General features: G+C 72.1%; 18 protein-coding genes. 9 read left to right on the top strand and 9 right to left on the bottom strand.

Annotation, left to right across the window (positions count from 1 at the left end; all coding sequences use genetic code 11):
• Nucleotides 1-16 precede the first annotated feature (16 nt).
• A complete protein-coding gene (locus tag ACIQV3_RS06595) occupies nucleotides 17-379 on the top strand; it encodes a hypothetical protein (RefSeq protein ID WP_403710370.1) in 363 nt (120 codons plus the stop codon).
• A 70-nt stretch (nucleotides 380-449) separates the two neighbouring features.
• On the opposite strand, the gene ACIQV3_RS06590 is transcribed toward ACIQV3_RS06595, so the two are convergent.
• Nucleotides 450-1,844: an aminopeptidase P family protein gene (locus tag ACIQV3_RS06590; RefSeq protein ID WP_403710368.1), complete on the bottom strand. Its 1,395-nt coding sequence runs from the start codon at nucleotides 1,842-1,844 to the stop codon at nucleotides 450-452.
• Between the two features lie 170 nt (nucleotides 1,845-2,014).
• On the opposite strand from ACIQV3_RS06590, the gene ACIQV3_RS06585 reads away from it, so the two are divergent.
• Both ACIQV3_RS06585 and ACIQV3_RS06580 read left to right on the top strand, forming a co-directional pair.
• Nucleotides 2,015-4,459, top strand: a complete 2,445-nt coding sequence (locus tag ACIQV3_RS06585; RefSeq protein ID WP_403710366.1) for a collagenase — start codon at nucleotides 2,015-2,017, stop codon at nucleotides 4,457-4,459.
• A gap of 82 nt (nucleotides 4,460-4,541) precedes the next feature.
• Nucleotides 4,542-5,726 (top strand): NAD(P)/FAD-dependent oxidoreductase, encoded by a 1,185-nt coding sequence (locus ACIQV3_RS06580; RefSeq protein WP_403710364.1) that lies wholly within the window; start codon nucleotides 4,542-4,544, stop codon nucleotides 5,724-5,726.
• Between the two features lie 810 nt (nucleotides 5,727-6,536).
• Here ACIQV3_RS06580 and fahA read toward each other — a convergent pair.
• Entirely contained in the window at nucleotides 6,537-7,766 is a 1,230-nt protein-coding gene (gene fahA / locus ACIQV3_RS06575; RefSeq protein ID WP_403710362.1) for a fumarylacetoacetase, read from the bottom strand.
• Between the two features lie 140 nt (nucleotides 7,767-7,906).
• Here fahA and ACIQV3_RS06570 point away from each other — a divergent pair, with 140 nt between their 5' ends.
• Nucleotides 7,907-8,716, top strand: a complete 810-nt coding sequence (locus ACIQV3_RS06570) for a Cof-type HAD-IIB family hydrolase (protein WP_403710360.1) — start codon at nucleotides 7,907-7,909, stop codon at nucleotides 8,714-8,716.
• Between the two features lie 19 nt (nucleotides 8,717-8,735).
• Here ACIQV3_RS06570 and ACIQV3_RS06565 read toward each other — a convergent pair whose 3' ends face one another.
• Nucleotides 8,736-9,569 (bottom strand): hypothetical protein, encoded by an 834-nt coding sequence (locus ACIQV3_RS06565; protein WP_403710358.1) that lies wholly within the window; start codon nucleotides 9,567-9,569, stop codon nucleotides 8,736-8,738.
• A gap of 52 nt (nucleotides 9,570-9,621) precedes the next feature.
• A complete protein-coding gene (locus ACIQV3_RS06560) occupies nucleotides 9,622-10,053 on the bottom strand; it encodes a DUF6463 family protein (RefSeq protein ID WP_403710356.1) in 432 nt (143 codons plus the stop codon).
• Between the two features lie 19 nt (nucleotides 10,054-10,072).
• Between ACIQV3_RS06560 and ACIQV3_RS06555 the strand changes: the two genes are divergently transcribed.
• Together ACIQV3_RS06555 and ACIQV3_RS06550 are read left to right on the top strand one after the other, a co-directional pair.
• Nucleotides 10,073-10,660 carry a TetR-like C-terminal domain-containing protein gene (locus tag ACIQV3_RS06555; RefSeq protein ID WP_403710354.1) on the top strand — a complete coding sequence of 196 codons (588 nt, stop codon included), beginning with the start codon at nucleotides 10,073-10,075 and terminating at the stop codon, nucleotides 10,658-10,660.
• Nucleotides 10,661-10,804: 144 nt separating this feature from the next.
• Complete coding sequence (locus ACIQV3_RS06550; RefSeq protein WP_403710352.1) at nucleotides 10,805-11,269, top strand: RICIN domain-containing protein; 465 nt, start codon at nucleotides 10,805-10,807, stop codon at nucleotides 11,267-11,269.
• Here ACIQV3_RS06550 and ACIQV3_RS06545 read toward each other — a convergent pair.
• The 3 genes from ACIQV3_RS06545 to ACIQV3_RS06535 are packed head-to-tail and all read right to left on the bottom strand — an operon-like array spanning nucleotide 11,256 to nucleotide 12,027.
• The gene (locus tag ACIQV3_RS06545; protein ID WP_403710350.1) at nucleotides 11,256-11,561 is read right to left on the bottom strand and encodes a hypothetical protein; all 306 of its coding nucleotides are present in this window, start codon (nucleotides 11,559-11,561) and stop codon (nucleotides 11,256-11,258) included. The genes ACIQV3_RS06550 and ACIQV3_RS06545 overlap by 14 nt on opposite strands.
• Nucleotides 11,558-11,800 carry a hypothetical protein gene (locus tag ACIQV3_RS06540; protein WP_403710348.1) on the bottom strand — a complete coding sequence of 81 codons (243 nt, stop codon included), beginning with the start codon at nucleotides 11,798-11,800 and terminating at the stop codon, nucleotides 11,558-11,560. Before ACIQV3_RS06540 ends, ACIQV3_RS06545 begins: the two co-directional genes overlap by 4 nt.
• Nucleotides 11,797-12,027, bottom strand: coding sequence for a hypothetical protein (locus tag ACIQV3_RS06535; RefSeq protein ID WP_403710346.1), 231 nt, complete (start codon nucleotides 12,025-12,027; stop codon nucleotides 11,797-11,799). Before ACIQV3_RS06535 ends, ACIQV3_RS06540 begins: the two co-directional genes overlap by 4 nt.
• Nucleotides 12,028-12,142: 115 nt before the next feature.
• Between ACIQV3_RS06535 and ACIQV3_RS06530 the strand changes: the two genes are divergently transcribed.
• The 3 genes from ACIQV3_RS06530 to ACIQV3_RS06520 are packed head-to-tail and all read left to right on the top strand — an operon-like array spanning nucleotide 12,143 to nucleotide 13,384.
• The gene (locus tag ACIQV3_RS06530) at nucleotides 12,143-12,979 is read left to right on the top strand and encodes a Scr1 family TA system antitoxin-like transcriptional regulator (protein WP_403710344.1); all 837 of its coding nucleotides are present in this window, start codon (nucleotides 12,143-12,145) and stop codon (nucleotides 12,977-12,979) included.
• Entirely contained in the window at nucleotides 12,976-13,170 is a 195-nt protein-coding gene (locus tag ACIQV3_RS06525; RefSeq protein WP_403710342.1) for a DUF397 domain-containing protein, read from the top strand. Before ACIQV3_RS06530 ends, ACIQV3_RS06525 begins: the two co-directional genes overlap by 4 nt.
• A gap of 19 nt (nucleotides 13,171-13,189) precedes the next feature.
• Nucleotides 13,190-13,384, top strand: a complete 195-nt coding sequence (locus ACIQV3_RS06520; protein ID WP_403710340.1) for a DUF397 domain-containing protein — start codon at nucleotides 13,190-13,192, stop codon at nucleotides 13,382-13,384.
• A gap of 45 nt (nucleotides 13,385-13,429) precedes the next feature.
• Here ACIQV3_RS06520 and ACIQV3_RS06515 read toward each other — a convergent pair whose 3' ends face one another.
• Together ACIQV3_RS06515 and ACIQV3_RS06510 are read right to left on the bottom strand one after the other, a co-directional pair.
• The gene (locus tag ACIQV3_RS06515; protein WP_403710865.1) at nucleotides 13,430-15,436 is read right to left on the bottom strand and encodes a CocE/NonD family hydrolase; all 2,007 of its coding nucleotides are present in this window, start codon (nucleotides 15,434-15,436) and stop codon (nucleotides 13,430-13,432) included.
• Between the two features lie 48 nt (nucleotides 15,437-15,484).
• Nucleotides 15,485-17,002 carry a peptide MFS transporter gene (locus ACIQV3_RS06510; RefSeq protein ID WP_403710338.1) on the bottom strand — a complete coding sequence of 506 codons (1,518 nt, stop codon included), beginning with the start codon at nucleotides 17,000-17,002 and terminating at the stop codon, nucleotides 15,485-15,487.
• Nucleotides 17,003-17,086 lie beyond the last annotated feature (84 nt).

Here is a 17,086-nt window from a genome sequence, read left to right as displayed (position 1 = left end):
GATCACGCTCGGCCTGATGCCCGTGAGCAGCGCCTTTGCCTCGAGTCTCCCGCAGACGTACGACCGGTGTTCCAACTGGCGCGGCAATGACTGGCGCGGGGACGACTGGTGGCGCTACTGCTGCGACACCTCGCGCGGGGACCGCCCCAGTTGGTGCTGGGACGACAACGACTGGGGCCACGACAGTTGGAACAGCAACTGGAGCAACGACAACTGGAATCACGACAACCGGCACGACAGCTGGAACGACAACAACTGGAACGGCAACGACAGTTGGAATCACGAGCGCGACAACGGGAACTGGAACTGGAACCACGACAACGGCAGCAACTGGCGTGATGGTGGCGGCGGCCACCGCAACGGGAACAACTGGAACTGACCGGACGCCCGCGCCCGGGCCCCGGGCGCGGTGAACCGCGCCGGGGCCCGCCCCGTCCGGCGGCGGCCCGCTACCGGCCGCCGCCGTCCTCCAGCAGGTTCCCCATCCATTCCTCGATTCCCGCCACCGTGCGCGGCAGGGCGCCCGACATCAGCCGGGCGCCCTCTGCCGTGATCACGAGGTCGTCCTCGATGCGGACGCCGATGCCGCGCAGCTCCGCCGGGAGGGTCTCGTCGTCGGGCTGGAGGTAGAGGCCCGGCTCCACGGTGAGGACCTGGCCCTCTTCCAGAACCCCGTCCAGGTACGTGTCGGCGCGCGCCTGCGCGCAGTCGTGCACGTCGAGCCCGAGCATGTGCCCGCTGCTGCACAGGGTGTAGCGCCGGTGCAGATCGCCCTCGGCGTTCTTGAGCACCCCCCACTCGGCGAGCCCCTCCGCGATCACCCGCATCCCGGCCCGGTGGAAGTCGCGGAAGCTCGCGCCCGGCCGCAGCGCCGCCATGCCCGCGTCCTGCGCGGCCAGGACCAGTTCGTACACCTGGCGCTGGACGGGGGAGAAGCGGCCCGACAGCGGGAGGGTGCGGGTGATGTCCGCCGTGTAGAGACCGTCGGTCTCCACGCCCGCGTCCATCAGGAGCAGGTCGCTCGCGTTCAGCCGGCCGTCGTTGCGGATCCAGTGCAGCACGCAGGCGTGCGCGCCCGCCGCGGCGATCGTCTCGTAGCCGGTGCCGTTGCCCTCCGCCCGGGCGCGGCGGTTGAAGACCCCCTCGATCCAGCGCTCTCCGCGCGGGTGGGCCAGCGCGCGCGGGAGGTCCCGTACGACGTCCTCGAACCCGGCGGTGGTGTGGTCGACGGCGAGCTGCAGCTCGGCCACCTCCCAGGCGTCCTTGACCAGGCGCAGTTCGGAGAGGGCGACGGCGAGCTCCTGGTCCGCGGCGGCGTTGCGCCCCGTGGGGGAGCCGAGCGCGTCCAGGTGGGCGCAGCGGATGCCGGAGAGGCGCTCCGCCTCCGCGAGGTCGGGGCGGCGGCCGACCCAGAACTCCCCGTAGCGGCGGTCGCGGTAGAACTCCTCGTTGCCGCCGGTGCGCGGTGAGCGCGGGCGAAGGTAGAGGACGGCCTCGTGCCCGTGCGGGCCGGCCGGCTCCAGGACCAGGACGTGGCCGACCTGGTCCTCGCCGGTGAGTCCGGTCAGCCAGGCGTACGCGCTGTGCGGGCGGAAGCGGTAGTCGCAGTCGTGGCTGCGGACCTTCAGCTCGCCCGCGGGGATGATCAGCCGCTCGCCGGGGAAGCGGGCGGAGAGGCGTGCGCGGCGGGCCGGGGTGACGGCGTACGCGGGCACGCGGGTGGAGTCGGGAAGGGGGGAAGCCGCCCAGTCCGACGCCATGAAATGGGACAACTCGGCTGATACGGGCAGGTCGTGACTGCCGATGTTGAGCCCGGCGGTGGGGCGGGAGGGGGTGTCGGTCACAGGGGCTCCCTCGAGAAGATGCGAACTGGTGGGCGCACAGGTCTTGTCAGTGCAATTTCACATTACTATGTTACAGCTCACACCACGCCCCGTTAATCCCCGCCAAACGCCGCGTGACGCAGGGCAGTTCCGCACTTTCCCCCTCCGCCCCTCCCAGCCAGGAGTTCTTGGTGTCCCAGCCCAGAGTCGTGCGCACGTCCCTCCTCTCCGCCGCCGTCGCGGTCACCCTCCTCGCCACCGCGGGCCAGGCCGTGACCCGGGCCGCCGAGACCGGCCCCCGCGCCAACGCCGCGGGGGCCACCGCGCCCGGCACCTTCACCGCGGGCGCCGCGGGCGCCGCGGGTACCGAGGCCGGCGCGAACCCGTTCGACGAGGTCGAGCACCTCGCCGACGCGCGGCAGGCCGCCGCCGCGCCCGCCCCGGCGCCCGGCGCACAGGTCCCGGGCGGGCAGGTCCCGGGCGGCCGGGCCGTCGCCGAAGGCAAGGTGCCCGGCGCCGTCACCGAGCCGGCCGCCGCTTCCGCGCCCGCTTCCGCCCCCGCCACGAAGAGCGGCAGGCTCGCCGCCTCCGCCCAGGGCACCGCCGCGGGCGTCCCCTGCACCCTCGACGGGATCACCGGGCTCACCCCGGAGCAGTTCGCCGACTTCCTCGCCGACCCGGCCGTCACGGCCGCCAAGGGCGGCTGCCTCTCGGGCCTCATCTGGACCTGGGACGCCCGCCTGGCCCCCGTCATGTCGGACGCCCACGTGCAGGCCGTCTCCCGCCGGATATCCGGCCTGGCCGCCTCCCACGACGGCCTGAACTCCTCGCACCTGGAGGAGATGTTCACCTACCTGCACGCCGTGGCCTACCACGACCACTCCCGCACCGAGATCGACGTCACCGACGCCCCGACCGTCGAGGCCATGCGCCAGGCCATCGCCGCCTTCGCGGGCGCCGCCCGCACCTTCGACGCCACCGGCTCCAACGCCCGCACCCTGCGCGAGGCCCTCTACGCCGGCAGCGCCCCCGGCCTGCGCCACCACCAGCTCGGCCTGATCAAGAACGTGCTCGCCACCATGGACCCGTCGCACACCGCGACGCACCTGGACACCGCCTGGGCGGGCGCGGCGCTCGCCGCCCTGTCCGTCAACTACCTCGGCGTGTACAACAACGACACCGCGTTCCACGCGGCGGCCGCCGCCGACGCCCCGTACCGCGCCACCTTCAAGAACTTCGCGACGTACGCCCACCTCAAGGGCTCCGCGAACGCCTGGGTGGCGCGCGACGCGATCGCCGAGTTCGGCCGCTTCGGCCAGATCGCGGGCCTCAAGGACGGGATCACCGCCGACCTCGGCGCGCTGCTCGCCCCGGCCAGGGCCGCCTTCGGCGACGGCGGCGAGCCGTGGGCCAAGGCCGTCTCCTGGCTCAACTTCTACCAGGCGTGCAAGCCGTACGGGGTGTGCAAGGAGGACATCGAGCGGGAACTCTTCCCGAACACCTACACGTACGACAGTGGTGCCATCAAGGTCCGCACCGCCCTCGACCGGGCCACCGTCGACCAGCTCTACTACGCCAGCAAGCAGGTCAAGGCCCAGTACCACCGCGTCGTGGGCACCGACCAGCCGCTCGCCGGGGACGCCAACGCCACGCTGAACGTCGTCCTCTACGCCTCCCGCGCCGACTACGTGAGCTACCAGCCGCTCCTCACCGGCTACGGGATCAACAACGGCGGCATGTACATCGAGAACGGCGCCACCTTCTACACCTATCAGCGCCGCGTCCCGCAGGACTCCCAGCTCACCCTGGAGGAGCTCTTCCGCCACGAGTACACCCACTACCTCAACGGCCGCTTCGCCGTCCCCGGCACCTTCGGCCAGGGCGCCTGGTACGAGGGCGACCGCACGACCGCCATGGACGAGGGCACCGCCGAGTTCTTCGACGGAGCGACCCGCGACAACGGCATCGCCGTGCGCAAGTCCCTGATCAAGAGCATCATCGCCGACACGGCCGGCGGCGGCCCGCGCATGTCGGTGGACCAGCTCCTGCACGCCACCTACGCCAACGACGGCTTCCGCTTCTACGGGTACTCGGGCGCGTTCTTCGAGTTCCTGTGGAACGAGCAGCCCTCGAAGCTGCGGGAGATGTACGGCCACCTGCGCGCGAACGACCCGGCGGGCTTCGACGCCTGGCGCAAGCGGATGGGCCGCGACGCGGCCGTCCAGAGCGGCTACGACCGGTTCCTGGACGCGCAGATCGCCAAGGTCGACCAGCTGTACGTGCCGAACACCGCCTTCACCCCGAACGCGCAGCTGCGCGACGCGGTGCTCGCCGACGTGAAGTCCACCTTCGCGACGGCCACGTACAACACCCCGGACTGCGTGGAGAACGGCGAGCCGGGCAAGCGCCGGTTCACCTGTACCGGCAGGATCACGGCGAACCTGAAGGACTGGCGCAGCGACGACCAGAACTTCAAGGACATGTCCGAGACGGTCGACTACTTCATTCTCGACCGGGCGGGCGCCGCCTCGAACAACCTGGCCGACATGAACTGCTCCTTCGGTGTGCTGGACATCTGGACCAATCGGGTGGCTGGTACGTCGAGTTACCGCTGCGAGGGTCCGCTGCGCGGCTGATCCGGGCCGCGCGTCGCCGCCCGCGGTGCCGCCCGCGGTGCCACCCCTGTCCACCTCTAAAGATATGTGACATATTACTGCCGTGCCCAGACATTCCCCGTCCCCGGACCTCGTGATCATCGGCGCCGGCGTCGTCGGAGCCGCGTGCGCGTACTACGCGGCGCGCGCCGGACTCCGCGTGGCCGTCGTCGACCGCGGCCCGGTCGCCGGCGGCACGACCGGCGCCGGCGAAGGCAACCTGCTCGTCTCCGACAAGGAAGCGGGCCCCGAGCTGGACCTCGCGCTGCTGTCGGCGCGGCTCTGGCGCGAGCTCGCGCTCGAACTCCCGGGGGAGATCGAGTACGAGGCCAAGGGCGGCCTGGTCGTCGCCGCGGAGGAGGCCACCGTGAAGGCCCTACGGGGCTTCGCGGACGGCCAGCGCGCGGCCGGGGTCGACGCGGTCGAGGTGGGACCGGGGGAGCTGCGCGAACTGGAGCCCCACCTCGCGCCGGACCTGGCGGGCGGCTTCCACTACCCGCAGGACGCCCAGGTCCAGCCGGCCCAGGCGGCGGCGCGGCTGCTGGCGGCGGCGGGGCTGGCGGCGCCGGGTATGGCGCCGCCGGGTGTGGAGGTCCACCTCGGGGAGGAGGTCACCGAGCTGCTGTCCGGGCCGGCGGGCGAGCTCCGCGGGGTCCGCACGGCGCGCCGCGACCTCCTCGCCCCGGCGGTGCTCAACGCCGCCGGCACCTGGGGCGGGGCGGTGGCCGCGCTGGCCGGAGTCGGCCTTCCGGTGCTGCCCCGGCGGGGGTTCGTCCTGGTGACGGAGCCGCTGCCGCGGATGGTGCGGCACAAGGTGTACGCCGCGGACTACATCGCGGACGTCGCGAGCGGGTCGGCGGCGCTGCAGTCCTCGGCGGTGGTCGAGGGAACCCCGGCGGGGCCGGTCCTGATCGGCGCCACGCGGGAGCGGGTCGGCTTCGACCGCTCGCTGTCGACGGAGGCGTTGCGTCGGCTGGCCGCGCAGGCGGCGGCGCTGTTCCCGGTCCTGGCGGACGTGCGGGTGCTGCGCACCTACCATGGCTTCCGGCCGTACCTGCCGGACCATCTGCCGGCGATCGGTCCGGATCCGCGGGTGCCGGGGTTGTTCCACGCCTGTGGGCACGAGGGGGCGGGCATCGGGCTGGCGCCTGGGACTGGCGTCCTGATCGCCTCGGCGCTGACGGGGGTGGCCCCCGTCCTGGACCTGGCTCCGTTCGCGCCGGCGCGCTTTGCGGGGGCTCCGGGGTGAGCCCGGCCCCTGCGCCTCAAGCGCCGGCGGGGCTGGGGTGTGCCGGGGCTCGGTGGCTGCGGGTGGGGGGTCGGTGCCGGGGGGGGGGGGGGGGGGGGGGGGGGGCGGGGGGGGGGGTGGGGGGGGGGGCCGGGGGGCCCGGGGGGCGGGGGGGGGGGGGGGCGGGGGGGGGGCGGGGCGGGGGGCGGGGGGGGGTGTCGGCCTGGACTGCATGATTTAGGCGCCCTGTCCTCTACTTCGACAGGGCGCGGGTTGCTCTCGCGCCACAAATCACGCTTTACGTCCCGGCCAACACCCCACCCCGCCCCCGTCCCCGCCCCGCAGCCTCCGACCCCGACCAGCCACGTTTCCAGCCCCGCCCGGGCGAAGTCCCTTCCCGGCCGGGCACGTTTCCAGCCCCGCCTGGGCGAAGTCCCTTCCCGGCCGGGCACGTTTCCAGCCCCGCCTGGGCGAAGTCCCTTCCCCGGCCGGGCACGCCTCCAGCCCCGCCCGGGCGAAGTCCCTTCCCCGGCCGGGCACGTTTCCAGCCCCGCCTGGGCGAAGTCCCTTCCCCGGCCGGGCACGCCTCCAGCCCCGGCCGGGCGAAGTCCCTTCCCTGGCCGGGGAAGCCTCCGTCCTGGCCGGGGGAAGTCCCGCCCCGGCCGGTTGAGCTTTCAGTCCCGGTACATACCGAGGGGCCCGGGCCGGTGGTGTGGCCGCAGTGTGGTGCCACCCGCGGGCGTCGGCGTACGGCTGTGACCTGCGCGAACGACGGGGCACGGAGAAGATCCGCCACCCCGCCGTCGGTGCTCGTCCCGAGATGCGGACTAGCTAGAGGGTGCCCACGATGCGGCCGGTGACCTCGCCGAGGCCGACGCGGGTGCCGTCGGCGCCCGGTGCCCACGCGGTGAGGGTGACGGTGTCCCCGTCCTCCAGGAAGGTGCGCTTGCCGTCGGTGAGCTCGATGGCGTCGCGGCCGTTCCAGGTGAGCTCCAGCAGCGAGCCGCGCTGGTCGGTCTCCGGGCCGCTGACGGTGCCCGAGCCGTACACGTCGCCGGTGCGCAGGGAGGCTCCGTTGACGGTCATGTGGGCGAGCTGCTGGGCGGCGGTCCAGTACATCGAGGCGAACGGCGGCTGCGCCACCTCCTGCCCGTTGAGGGAGACGGTGATGCGCAGGTCGAAGCCGCCGGGACGGTCCGCGCCGGAGTCCTCCAGGTAGGGCAGGAGCGGGAAGTCCCGGGCGGGCGGGGCGACCCGGGCCGCGTCCAGGGCCTCCAGCGGGGTGACCCAGGCGGAGACGGAGGTGGCGAAGGACTTGCCGAGGAAGGGGCCGAGCGGCACGTACTCCCAGGCCTGGATGTCGCGGGCGGACCAGTCGTTGAGGAGGAACAGTCCGAAGACGTGCTCCTCGAAGTCGCCGAGGGCCACGGGGCGGCCCTGCTCCGAGGGGGTGCCGACGACGAAGCCGACCTCGGCCTCGATGTCGAGCTTCACGGACGGCCCGAAGACGGGCGCCGGGTCGGCGGGGGCCTTGCGCTGGCCGGAGGGCCGTACGACGTCGGTGCCGGAGACGACGATCGTGCCCGCGCGGCCGTGGTAACCGATGGGCAGGTGCTTCCAGTTGGGGGTCAGCGCGTCCCCGTCCGGCCGGAACATCTTGCCGACGTTCGTCGCGTGGTGCTCGCTCGCGTAGAAGTCGACGTAGTCGGCGACCTCGTACGGGAGGTGCAGCACGACGTCTTCGAGCGGCAGCAGGTGCGGTTCCACGGAGGGCCGGTGGCCGGGGTCGGTGACCCAGGCGGTCAGCGCGCGGCGCACGTCCTTCCACGCGGTGCGGCCCGCGGCGAGCAGCGGGTTCAGCGAGGGCTGCCCGAGCAGTCCGGCGTACGGGGAGCCGAGCGCGGCCGCGGCCGCCCCGGCGTCGAGCACGTATCCGCCGATGCGGACACCGATGCGGCGCCGCTCGTCCCCGGAGGTGGCGGTGGAGAACACGCCGTAGGGGAGGTTGTGCGGCCCGAACGGGTCGCCCTCGGGGAGGTCGAGGGGGCTCTGCTGGGGCATGGGGTGCTGCCTCGCTTTCGACGCGGCCCGGGGGTGTCCCGGGGGCTGGTTGACACGTTACGGGGCTGGTGGGGCGTGCGGGAGGCCGGATTCGGGCACTATTTGTAGGACTTGTCCGAGGGGGTCCGTATCCTTGACACGTGACTTCCGCCCTCCCCTATGCACTCGTGGCCACCGACCTGGACGGGACTCTGCTGCGCGCCGGAGACACCGTCTCGGCCCGTTCCCACACGGCCCTCGCCGCCGCCCGCGCGGCCGGCGCCCGGCACATCATCGTGACAGGCCGCCCCGTCCCGCAGGTCCGCCACGTCCTGGACGGCCTCGGCTATACGGGGCTCGCGGTGTGCGGGCAGGGAGCGCAGGTCTACGACGCGGCGGCCGGGCTGCTGCTGCACTCCGTGCCCCTGGACCGGGAGCTGGCGGAAGTCGCCCTCGGGAAGATCGAGGCGGAGGTCGGGGAGGTCTGGGCGGCGGTGAACCAGGAGGGTGTCGACGCGGAGATGCTGATAGGGCCGGGCTACCGGATGTGGCACCCGCACCTGCCGGTGGTGGCGGTGGCCCGGCGGGCCGATCTCTGGTCGTCCCCGATCAACAAGGTGCTCCTCCAGCACCCGCGGCTGTCGGACGACGAGCTGACGGAGATCGCCCGGGGCGTGGTCGGCGACCTGGTCAACGTCACCATGGCGGGGGAGCACACGGTCGAGCTCCAGCCGCCGGGCATCGACAAGGCGAGCGGGCTGGCGGTGGCGGCGGAACTCCTGGACGTCACCGGGTCGTCCACGATCGCCTTCGGCGACATGCCGAACGACATCCCGATGTTCGCCTGGGCGGCGCACGGGGTCGCGATGGCGGGCGCGCACCGGGAGCTGCTGGCCGTCGCGGACGAGGTCACCCTCTCGAACGAGGCGGACGGCATCGCGGTGGTCCTGGAGCGGCTGTTCCCCGCCTGACCGATGGCGGCAGGTCGGGTCATTCGCTGCCGCGGTAGTTCATGAACCAGTGCGTGTCGAAGTAGTGGGCCATCGTGAACGGGTGGTCCGGGTCGAGGAGGATGCGGCAGACGAACTCCGCCGCCGAGCAGTCGAAGACGGCCAATTCGTCGTCGAAGGTGTCGAAGGTCCGGATGGCGACGGACCAGCGGTCCGGGTCGGTCTGGTCGTCGGTCTGCCAGCAGTACAGGTTCTCGTGCTCGGTGCCCGCCCAGATGAGCAGGCCTTCGTCGCGGAGGTCGGTCCACGGCTTCTGGTTCAGAGCGAGGAAGGCGTCGAAGGCGCCTTCCCCGAATGTCTCCACCATGCGCTTGTAGTCGGCGGGAAGGCGCGTGCCCACCTCTGCCTCGATCCGCGCCCAGTCGACGTCCGGCCGCTGCGGGGGCGAGGTCCAGGCGGTGATGGCCTTGAGCCGCTCGACCCAGTCCTCCTCGTTCCCCCGGCTGGTCCCCTCTGGTGCCGGCACCTCCACCGGAGCCGGCACTTCCACCCGCCGCGGTACGGCCGCCAGCACCGGCCGGACGACGCCTTGCGCATCCCGGGCGGTCCCGGCGCCGATCCACTGACCTCCGTAGGCCCAGGCCCGAATCGTCTCGCCCCGGTCTTCGAGGACGGCGAGGAGGGCCGCGCCACGGGTCTCGTCCACGGTCGGGTCCGTGAAGCCGTCCAGGACCAGGGTCCGTGGTGCCCCGTACCGGTCGGCCAGCCTGTCCACGAGCAGGTGCACGTCGATGTCCAGCGGCAGGTGCAGAGATCCGCCCGGGGCGTCGATCCGGTCCAGGAGGTCGCTGAGCATCGATTGAGTGAGGTTCATGACGGACAGGAAAGCGCACTCCACTGACAGGCCGGAAGCACGGGAACGGCGCTCACACCCGCCGCTCCCAGGACGCGACGATCAGCAGCACGGCCGGCACCAGGCCCAGCGGGAACCCGGACGGCCCCAAGATCCACCCGGCCAGCACCACCCAGCCCGCCAGGGCCCATCCCACGTAGCGCGGGACCTCCTGGCCGGTGCGGGCCATCCGCGACAGCAGCAGGCCCAGCAGGATCAGCGGCACCGCGAAGCCGCCCGGCAGCGCCCAGAACAGACTCGCCGACTCGGCGTGGGTGTCGGGGTCCGCGCCACGCAGTTCGCCCGACAGCCAGCCACCCCATTGCGGCCGGGACACGACGGCGAAGAGTGCGGTGTGGAGGACGCCGATGGCCACGGCGCTGCGGCCGGCCCACAGGGTCAGGGTGCGGGCGCGAGTGCCGGCGCCCGGGGAAGAGGTTTCGATACGATCAGTTCCGATACTCATAGTTCCGTATGGTGGGCCAATGCAGCCACCGAAGCAACCCACCGGCCGACCGCGCGAGAGCCGTGTGGACGCCGCAATCCGCGACGCGGTACGCGAGTTGGTGCCACGCGTGGGGTACGCCGGTCTGACCATGGACGCCATCGCCGCCAAGGCGGGCATCGGCAAAGCGGCCATCTATCGCCGCCACAGCTCACGCGGCGAACTCGTCTTCTCCGTCCTCGTCCACGGGAGAAGATCGCAACCCCTCCCCGACACCGGAACGCTCACCGGCGACCTCACCGCGCTCGCCGACCTGATCCTGGGGGTCTTCTCCGATCCGGTGACCGCGGCAGCCGCCCCCGGGCTGCTCGCTGACCTGCACCAGCAGCCCGACGTCGCCGCACGGTTCCAGGAGACCTTCATCGCCGAAGAGCGCGCGCTGATCGCCGAGGTGCTGGAACGCGCCCACCAGCGAGGTGAGCTGACCGCACCGGCAGACCTCGCATTGGTGCACGCCGCCGTACTCGGCACCGCGTACGGCTGGTTGTTCCTCCTCGCCCAGCCGCCCACTCCCGGCCTGGCGTCGCGCCTCGCCGCGCTCGGCGAAGCCGCTGCCCGAGGCCATTGACCGACGTGACCGCCACTCGGCCGACCGGTCCGGGGAACGGACCGGAACCGGCCGAACTCGGCCTGGGCGTACTTTCGTTCCGCGCCGGCCTTGGACAGGCTCGATGTCTGCTCGGCGACGCACGCCGGGCGGAGGAGGGCTGTCATGTCAGTGAGGAAACTGGCCGCTGTCGGGGTGGGTGTGGTGGTCGCGGTGGGTCTCAGTGGCGCACCGGCGAGCGCGGCGCCGTCGAGCTCCGCCTTCCAGGACCGGTCTGCGACCCCGAAATGCCTGGACTTCCGGGCCGACTTCGGTCCGTACGTCACGAGGTGCAACTACGACGCCTACCAGGTCGGGTACTGGGACGACAACGCGATCGCGCACACCGCATTGCGGCAGAGGGCGACCGAGCTGTGTCTCACGCTGCGCAATGGTCAGCCGGCCATGAAGGCGTGTAGCGCGGCCGATCGGGCGGCGCTGTGGGCCGTCGACGACACGTCGACCGCGGGTGCGCTGATCAAGAACGAGGTGAGCGGCACCTGTCTCGCGCGGACGACGACCGACCGCGTCAACGCCGCGACGTGCACCGGGGGTCCCTCGCAGTGGTGGGACGTCATCAACGGTTCGTGATCTGCCAGGTGTGGTCGCCCGGGTGGGACAGGTACTGGCCGCAGCCCTCGCCGGGGCCGGTCACCGGGCAGTCGGGGAGGGGGAGGACCGCATCCCCGGGCCAGCGGGCCCATAGTGCGGCCCCCGGGGTGGGGCCCTCGTGGAGGACGTCCATGTGGGGACCGGTGTGCTGGGCCAGGGAGCACCGCAGCTCCGGACCGGCGTCGAGTATCCGGCGGAGTGCCGGCAGCCGTGCCAGCGCGTCCAGATGTACGGCGGACAGGGCGCCGGCCGCGCCGCACACGCCGGTCACGTGATGCCGCCCCGGGCCGCGGCGAACGCCAGGCAGCAGGTCCAGGCGACCGCCCCGAGGGTCACGGCCAGGGCCGAGTTCTCCTCCGCCGTACGGGCCTCCAGCAGCGCCCGCAGTGCCCGTACGGCGTCCGCGGCGGCCCGCCGTACCAGCGCCGCGTCCAGCAGTACGCGGAACCGGGCCCGGTAGGCCGGGTCCGACTCGATGCGTCGCAGCTCCGCGAGCGGGCTCTCGCTCACAGCAGCCCCTCCGCGCTCCGCGCGTTGCGCCGGGCCGTCTCCGCGCGTAGCCGCTCCATCGGGTCGGCGGGCCGCACGTCCCGAGGCTCCGCCTCCCACTCCGGCCCGCCCCGGATGGGCCGGAGTGCCCAGTAGGGGCCGGCGAGCCCCCGGAACTCCCCGACCCGGTCGCCCCGGCTGGTGTCCACCACGAGGGTTCCGGGGGCGGGGGTAGGGGGAATGGGCATTCCACACATGGCCGTTCCTCTCCGTAGTGGATTCACTACTCGGTGAGTTCAGCGTGGCGTGGCCGTGGGGACAGTTCAACTTGCCAGTACGGAACGGAAAGTTGGTCACGAGGCTGTGAATCGCAAGGAGTTGAACCCCGAGGAAGGTCCCGAAGCGGCGTTCGGGGCGCGTCTGCGCAGCTCACGGGAGGAGCGCGGCTGGACGCAGGAAGGTCTCGGGGAACGGATGGGCTTCTCCGCCACGCACATCTCGGCGGTGGAAACCGGGCGCAAGATTTCGACTCTGCGTTTCGCGCGCAGTGCGGACGTGGTCTTCGGGATCGCGGGAACCGAGGACACGTTCGAACGGCAATGGCGCGAGATCCGGCACGGGGTCCTGCTGGAGGGCTTCCCCGAGTTCCTCGGGTACGAGAGCCGGGCGGTGGAGATCCGGCTCTACGAGGTGGGCGTGATACCTGGACTGCTCCAGACCCCGGAGTACGCGACCGTCCTCGCGCAGAGCGCGGTCAAGCGGGGCGCCAGCACCCCGGATCAGGCCGCAGAGCGCATCGCGATCGTCGCGGACCGGCAGGCCGTGCTCGTGCGGACCCCGCCGCCGCTGATCCTCGCGGTGCTCGACGAGAGCTGCATCCGTCGGCCCCTCGGCGGACCGGACGTCATGCGGGACCAGTTCACGCGCCTGCTCGAATTCGCGGAACTGCCCAACACCGTGCTCCAGATCGCACCTTTCGACATGGGGGAGCTGAGGCCGTTCGATCTGCCCGTGACCGTACTGACCCTGCCGGATCGATCGATCTTGTCCTACGCAGAATCCGCCCAACGGGGCCACCTGGAGCGGGATATCAACTCGGTGGTGCCCATCCTGACGGCCTACCATCAGCTCCAGGCCGAGGCATGCACCCAGGCGGCAGCTATGGCCATGATCGATCAGCTAAGAAAGGGCACGTCGTGACGACCGAATCCCCCCGCTGGTTCACGTCCTCCTACAGCAACAACGGTGGCCAGTGCGTCGAGGTGGCCACCAACCTTGTCGCCTCGCGCGGTGTCGTTCCCATCCGTGACTCCAAGCTTTCGGACAGCCCGGAAATCGGCTTTACTGCCGCCGCCTTCGCGGCTTTCGTGGACGGCGTCAAGGCCGTCTGACTCTGTGAAGGGGCACCTCGTGACAACCGAAATCCCCCGCTGGTTCACGTCCTCGTACAGCGACAACGGCGGTCAGTGCGTCGAGGTCGCCACCAACCTCGTCGCCTCGCGCGGTGTCGTGCCGGTCCGCGACTCCAAGCTCTCGGACAGCCCCGTGCTGGACTTCTCCGCCGCCGCCTTCGCGGCTTTCGTGGACGGCGTCAAGGCCGTCTGACAGCACGCCGGCCCCCGGGCAGCCAGCCCGGGGGCCCGGGTCCGGCTACACCGCGGCTCGCGGCAGGCGGCGTTCCCATGTGCGGTGGAACAACACCTCGTCACCCTCGCGGCACACCACCTCGTTCGACGTGAGGAAGCCGCCCTCGTCGCACGAGATCTCCGAGCGGGTCGCCACCGAGACGTCCCAGGCCAGCTCCGGCCGGTGCAGGCGGACCGTCCAGGTGGAGTGGGTGCGGGCGGACAAGGGGTCCGCCTCCTGGATCTCGTAGATCTCCAGCGCGTCCTCGCTGAACTCCAGCCCGTCGGGGTACACCCGCGTGCCGCCGTAGCGCGGGTCGACCTCCAGGCGCCACAGGCCCCGCGCGACGTCCCGTACGACCAGCCGCTCCGGCCGGGGCGCGTCCAGGGTCGCGGGGTACGAGACGCCCAGCCCCTCCGACTGCTCGGGAGCCTCGAAGAGGATCGGGTCCCCCTCGGCGGAGGCATCGCGGATCGGGAGTTCCACCGCGCTGCCCGCCGGGTCCAGGGTCCAGCCCGCCTCCGAGCCGGCGCGGGGCCAGATCCACGGCCAGTAGGCCGAGGAGAGGGCGACGCGGATGCGGTGGCCGGGCGGGAAGGAGTGGCCGATGCCGTTCAGCTCGAAGACCACGTCCTCGTACGAGCCGACCGGCCACGGCACCGCCTTGTCCCGGCCCTGTCGGGCGGAGAGGTTCAGCGCGCCCCTGGTGACCAGCGTCGAGGAGCCGTCCGGGGCGACGTCGCAGAGGCGGGCCACGACCTGGCCGTACGGGACGTCCATGCGCAGGCGCAGCCTGACCACGGGCCGGCCCAGGATCTCCACCGGGCCGGAGCGGTCTGCGACGGGGAACTCGAAGCAGGCCGACTTCGCGTCCTCCTCGCGCTGGTCCGGAGGCAGGTCGGCGTCGTTGCCGAAGGGGAAGAAGCGGCCCGCGTCCAGGCCCGTGTGTTGCGGGGAGGCCACGACGACCGGCGCGCCCTGGAAGGCGTACGTCACCGGGTCCACGTTCGGCGAGGGCCAGGACGGGTCGCCCACCCAGCGGCCGGGGAGGGTCGGGTACGTGGTCGCCGGGGGGTGGGACTCGGAGATCCAGGAACGGAGGAGGGGTTCGGACATGACGCCGGTGTCCTTGCCCTTGAGCCAGTGGTCCCACCAGCGCAGGGTCTCCTGGAGGAAGCCGATCGCGGGGCCCGGGGGCAGTCCCCGGTCGGGGTACTGGTGCGACCACGGGCCGATCAGGCCCCGGACCCGGTCGGCGGGCAGGGCCGCGACCAGACGGAGCACGGTGTCGCGGTACGGGTCGTGCCAGCCGCCGACCGCCAGGACGGCCGCGCCGATCGCGGCGTAGTCTTCGCAGACGGAGCCGTGGCGCCAGTACGCGTCGCGGGTCTGGTGGGAGAGCCAGGTGTGGAGGAGGGGTTCGACCGCGCCGAGGCGGGAGAGCCACTGGTCGCGCCAGCCCTCGCCCGCGTAGAGCGGGTCCGGCGGGCGGGAGGCGAAGGCGAGCATGGTCGCCGCCCAGGCGTGCATGTCGACGGCGAGGAGGGAGCCGCCCATGTAATGCACGTCGTTGTCGAAGCGGTCGTCCGTGGAGCAGACGGTGACCACGGCCTTCAACGCGTCGGGGGCGAGCGCCGCGATCTGGAGGCTGTTGAAGCCGCCCCAGGAGATCCCGAACATGCCCACCGAGCCCGTGCACCAGGGCTGGGCCGCCAGCCACTGCACCACCGCGACGCCGTCGGCCAGCTCCTGGGCGTCGTACTCGTCGCCCGGGTTTCCGCCGCTGTTGCCGTGGCCGCGCACGTCGACCCGTACGGAGGCGTAGCCGTGGCCCGCGTACCAGGGGTGGCGCTGCCAGTCGCGCGGGGCGGTCCAGTCGGTGAGGCGGTACGGGAGGTACTCCAGCAGCGCCGGGACGGGCTCGTCGGTGACCGGCCGCCAGACGCGGGCGTACAGCTCCGTGCCGTCCGGGAGGGGGATCCGGACGTCCTCGTGGGTGGTCCCGTAGGGGAAATCGGTAAGGATGATCATCGGGGTTCTCTCGCCCATCTCCTCGGGAGGGTCGGTCGGCATCCGGGGTCAGTGGACCGGGTGCATCGTGCGCTTGAGCCACGGGGCGGCCGCGATCACCGCGAGCCCCACCGCCACCGCGATGGCGCCGTTGACGCCGAAGTAGGCGGGGTGGGAGACCTGGTCGTAGAGCTTGACCACCTGCGCCTGGATGCCGTTGGCCAGGGCCAGGGAGAGGAACCACAGGGCCATGGTCTGGCTGGCGAAGGCCTTCGGGGCGAGCTTCGTGGTGGCCGACATGCCGGAGGTTTCGAGGAGGACGTCGCCGAGTCCGAGCAGCAGGTAGGAGCCGATGATCCACCAGGCGGCCATCTTGTACGTGTCGCCCGAGTGCCCCGAGGTCGGGATGACCATCAGGAGGAAGGACAGGCCGCCCAGGATCACACCGATGGCGATCTTGTTGGAGGCGTGCGGCTGCCGGTGGCCCATCCGGACCCACAGGGCGGCGACGACCGGCGCCAGGAGCACCTCGAACGCGCCGAGCGCGGAGGCGTACCAGCCGGCCGGGAAGGTGAAGCCGAGGATCTCGGTGCGGGCGTTCGTCGAGGCGAGCAGCATCATCGTCGAGTACGCCTGGAAGAGGATGAAGTTGAAGGCCACCGAGGCCAGGAAGAGCACGACGTACGGGCGCAGGCGCCCCCGTTCGGCGGCCGTCACCCGGTCGCTGCGGAACATGATCGCGAAGTAGACGATCGGCGCGATCACCGAGACCAGGGTCAGCAGGTCGACGAAACGGTCCATCGTCAGCCAGCCCAGTACCGCCAGAAGGGTGGCGAGGGCGGCGAAGGCGAGGATCCCGGCAATGATCTTGATGACGGCCGAGCGCATCGCGTCGGGCGCCAGCACGAACTCGGCGGAGTGCTTGCGCCCCGCCAGGTGGCGGCGGCCGGCCACGTACTGGATCAGGCCCGCGGTCATGCCGATGGCGGCGGCCGAGAAGCCCCAGTGCCAGCCCTCGTGCTCGCCGAGCCAGGCGGTGATCAGCGGGCCGGCGAAGGCGCCGATGTTGATGCCCATGTAGTAGAGGGCGAAGCCGGCGTCGCGCCGGTCGTCGTCCGTCCTGTACAACTTGCCGACCATGCTGGCCACGTTCGGCTTCAGCAGGCCGGTGCCGGCGCTGATCAGGCCGAGGCCCACCCAGGTCATGGCGGCGGTCGGCACGGCCATGGCGTAGTGGCCGCAGGCGATCAGGATGCCGCCCCAGAGCACGGCGCGGTACGAACCGAGGATCCGGTCGGCGAGCCACCCGCCGGCGACGGAGACGAGGTAGACCATGGTCCCGTAGGCCGCCGAGACGGAGGCCGCGGTGCCCGGGTTCATCCCCAGGCCGCCGTTGGCCACCGCGTCCGCGAAGTAGAGGACGAGGATGGCCTGCATGCCCAGGAACGAGAAGCGCTCCCAGACCTCCAGCCCGGAGAGCGTGGCGAGGCCCCTGGGGTGCCCGAGGAAGGCGTGGTCGTCGCCGGGCGGCGGCTGGTCGGCCTCCGGGTCGGACGAGTCGTCTCTATCGGTAGCAGTTCTGGACAAAACGCATTCTCCGGTTGTTTCGGCTGATCTAGAACATACCGGGGCGCATGGGGCGCCGCCCGGTCGGTAGGGTGCCCGTGGCCG

The sequence above is a fragment of the Streptomyces sp. NPDC099050 genome, from assembly GCF_044759865.1.
In the GTDB taxonomy this organism is placed as follows: Bacteria; Actinomycetota; Actinomycetes; order Streptomycetales; family Streptomycetaceae; genus Streptomyces.
The sequence above is the reverse complement of the archived record's forward strand: the minus strand, read 5'-3'. Positions and strand labels throughout refer to the sequence as shown.

Bases quoted from the DNA above. Each gene is read 5' to 3' on its own strand.
- ACIQV3_RS06595 (WP_403710370.1), top strand. From the start codon at position 17: ATGCCCGTGAGCAGCGCCTTTGCCTCGAGTCTCCCGCAGACGTACGAC.
- fahA (WP_403710362.1), bottom strand. From the start codon at position 7,766: ATGCCCCAGCAGAGCCCCCTCGACCTCCCCGAGGGCGACCCGTTCGGG.
- ACIQV3_RS06565 (WP_403710358.1), bottom strand. From the start codon at position 9,569: ATGAACCTCACTCAATCGATGCTCAGCGACCTCCTGGACCGGATCGAC.
- ACIQV3_RS06560 (WP_403710356.1), bottom strand. From the start codon at position 10,053: ATGAGTATCGGAACTGATCGTATCGAAACCTCTTCCCCGGGCGCCGGC.
- ACIQV3_RS06555 (WP_403710354.1), top strand. From the start codon at position 10,073: ATGCAGCCACCGAAGCAACCCACCGGCCGACCGCGCGAGAGCCGTGTG.
- ACIQV3_RS06550 (WP_403710352.1), top strand. From the start codon at position 10,805: ATGTCAGTGAGGAAACTGGCCGCTGTCGGGGTGGGTGTGGTGGTCGCG.
- ACIQV3_RS06535 (WP_403710346.1), bottom strand. From the start codon at position 12,027: ATGCCCATTCCCCCTACCCCCGCCCCCGGAACCCTCGTGGTGGACACC.
- ACIQV3_RS06515 (WP_403710865.1), bottom strand. From the start codon at position 15,436: ATGATCATCCTTACCGATTTCCCCTACGGGACCACCCACGAGGACGTC.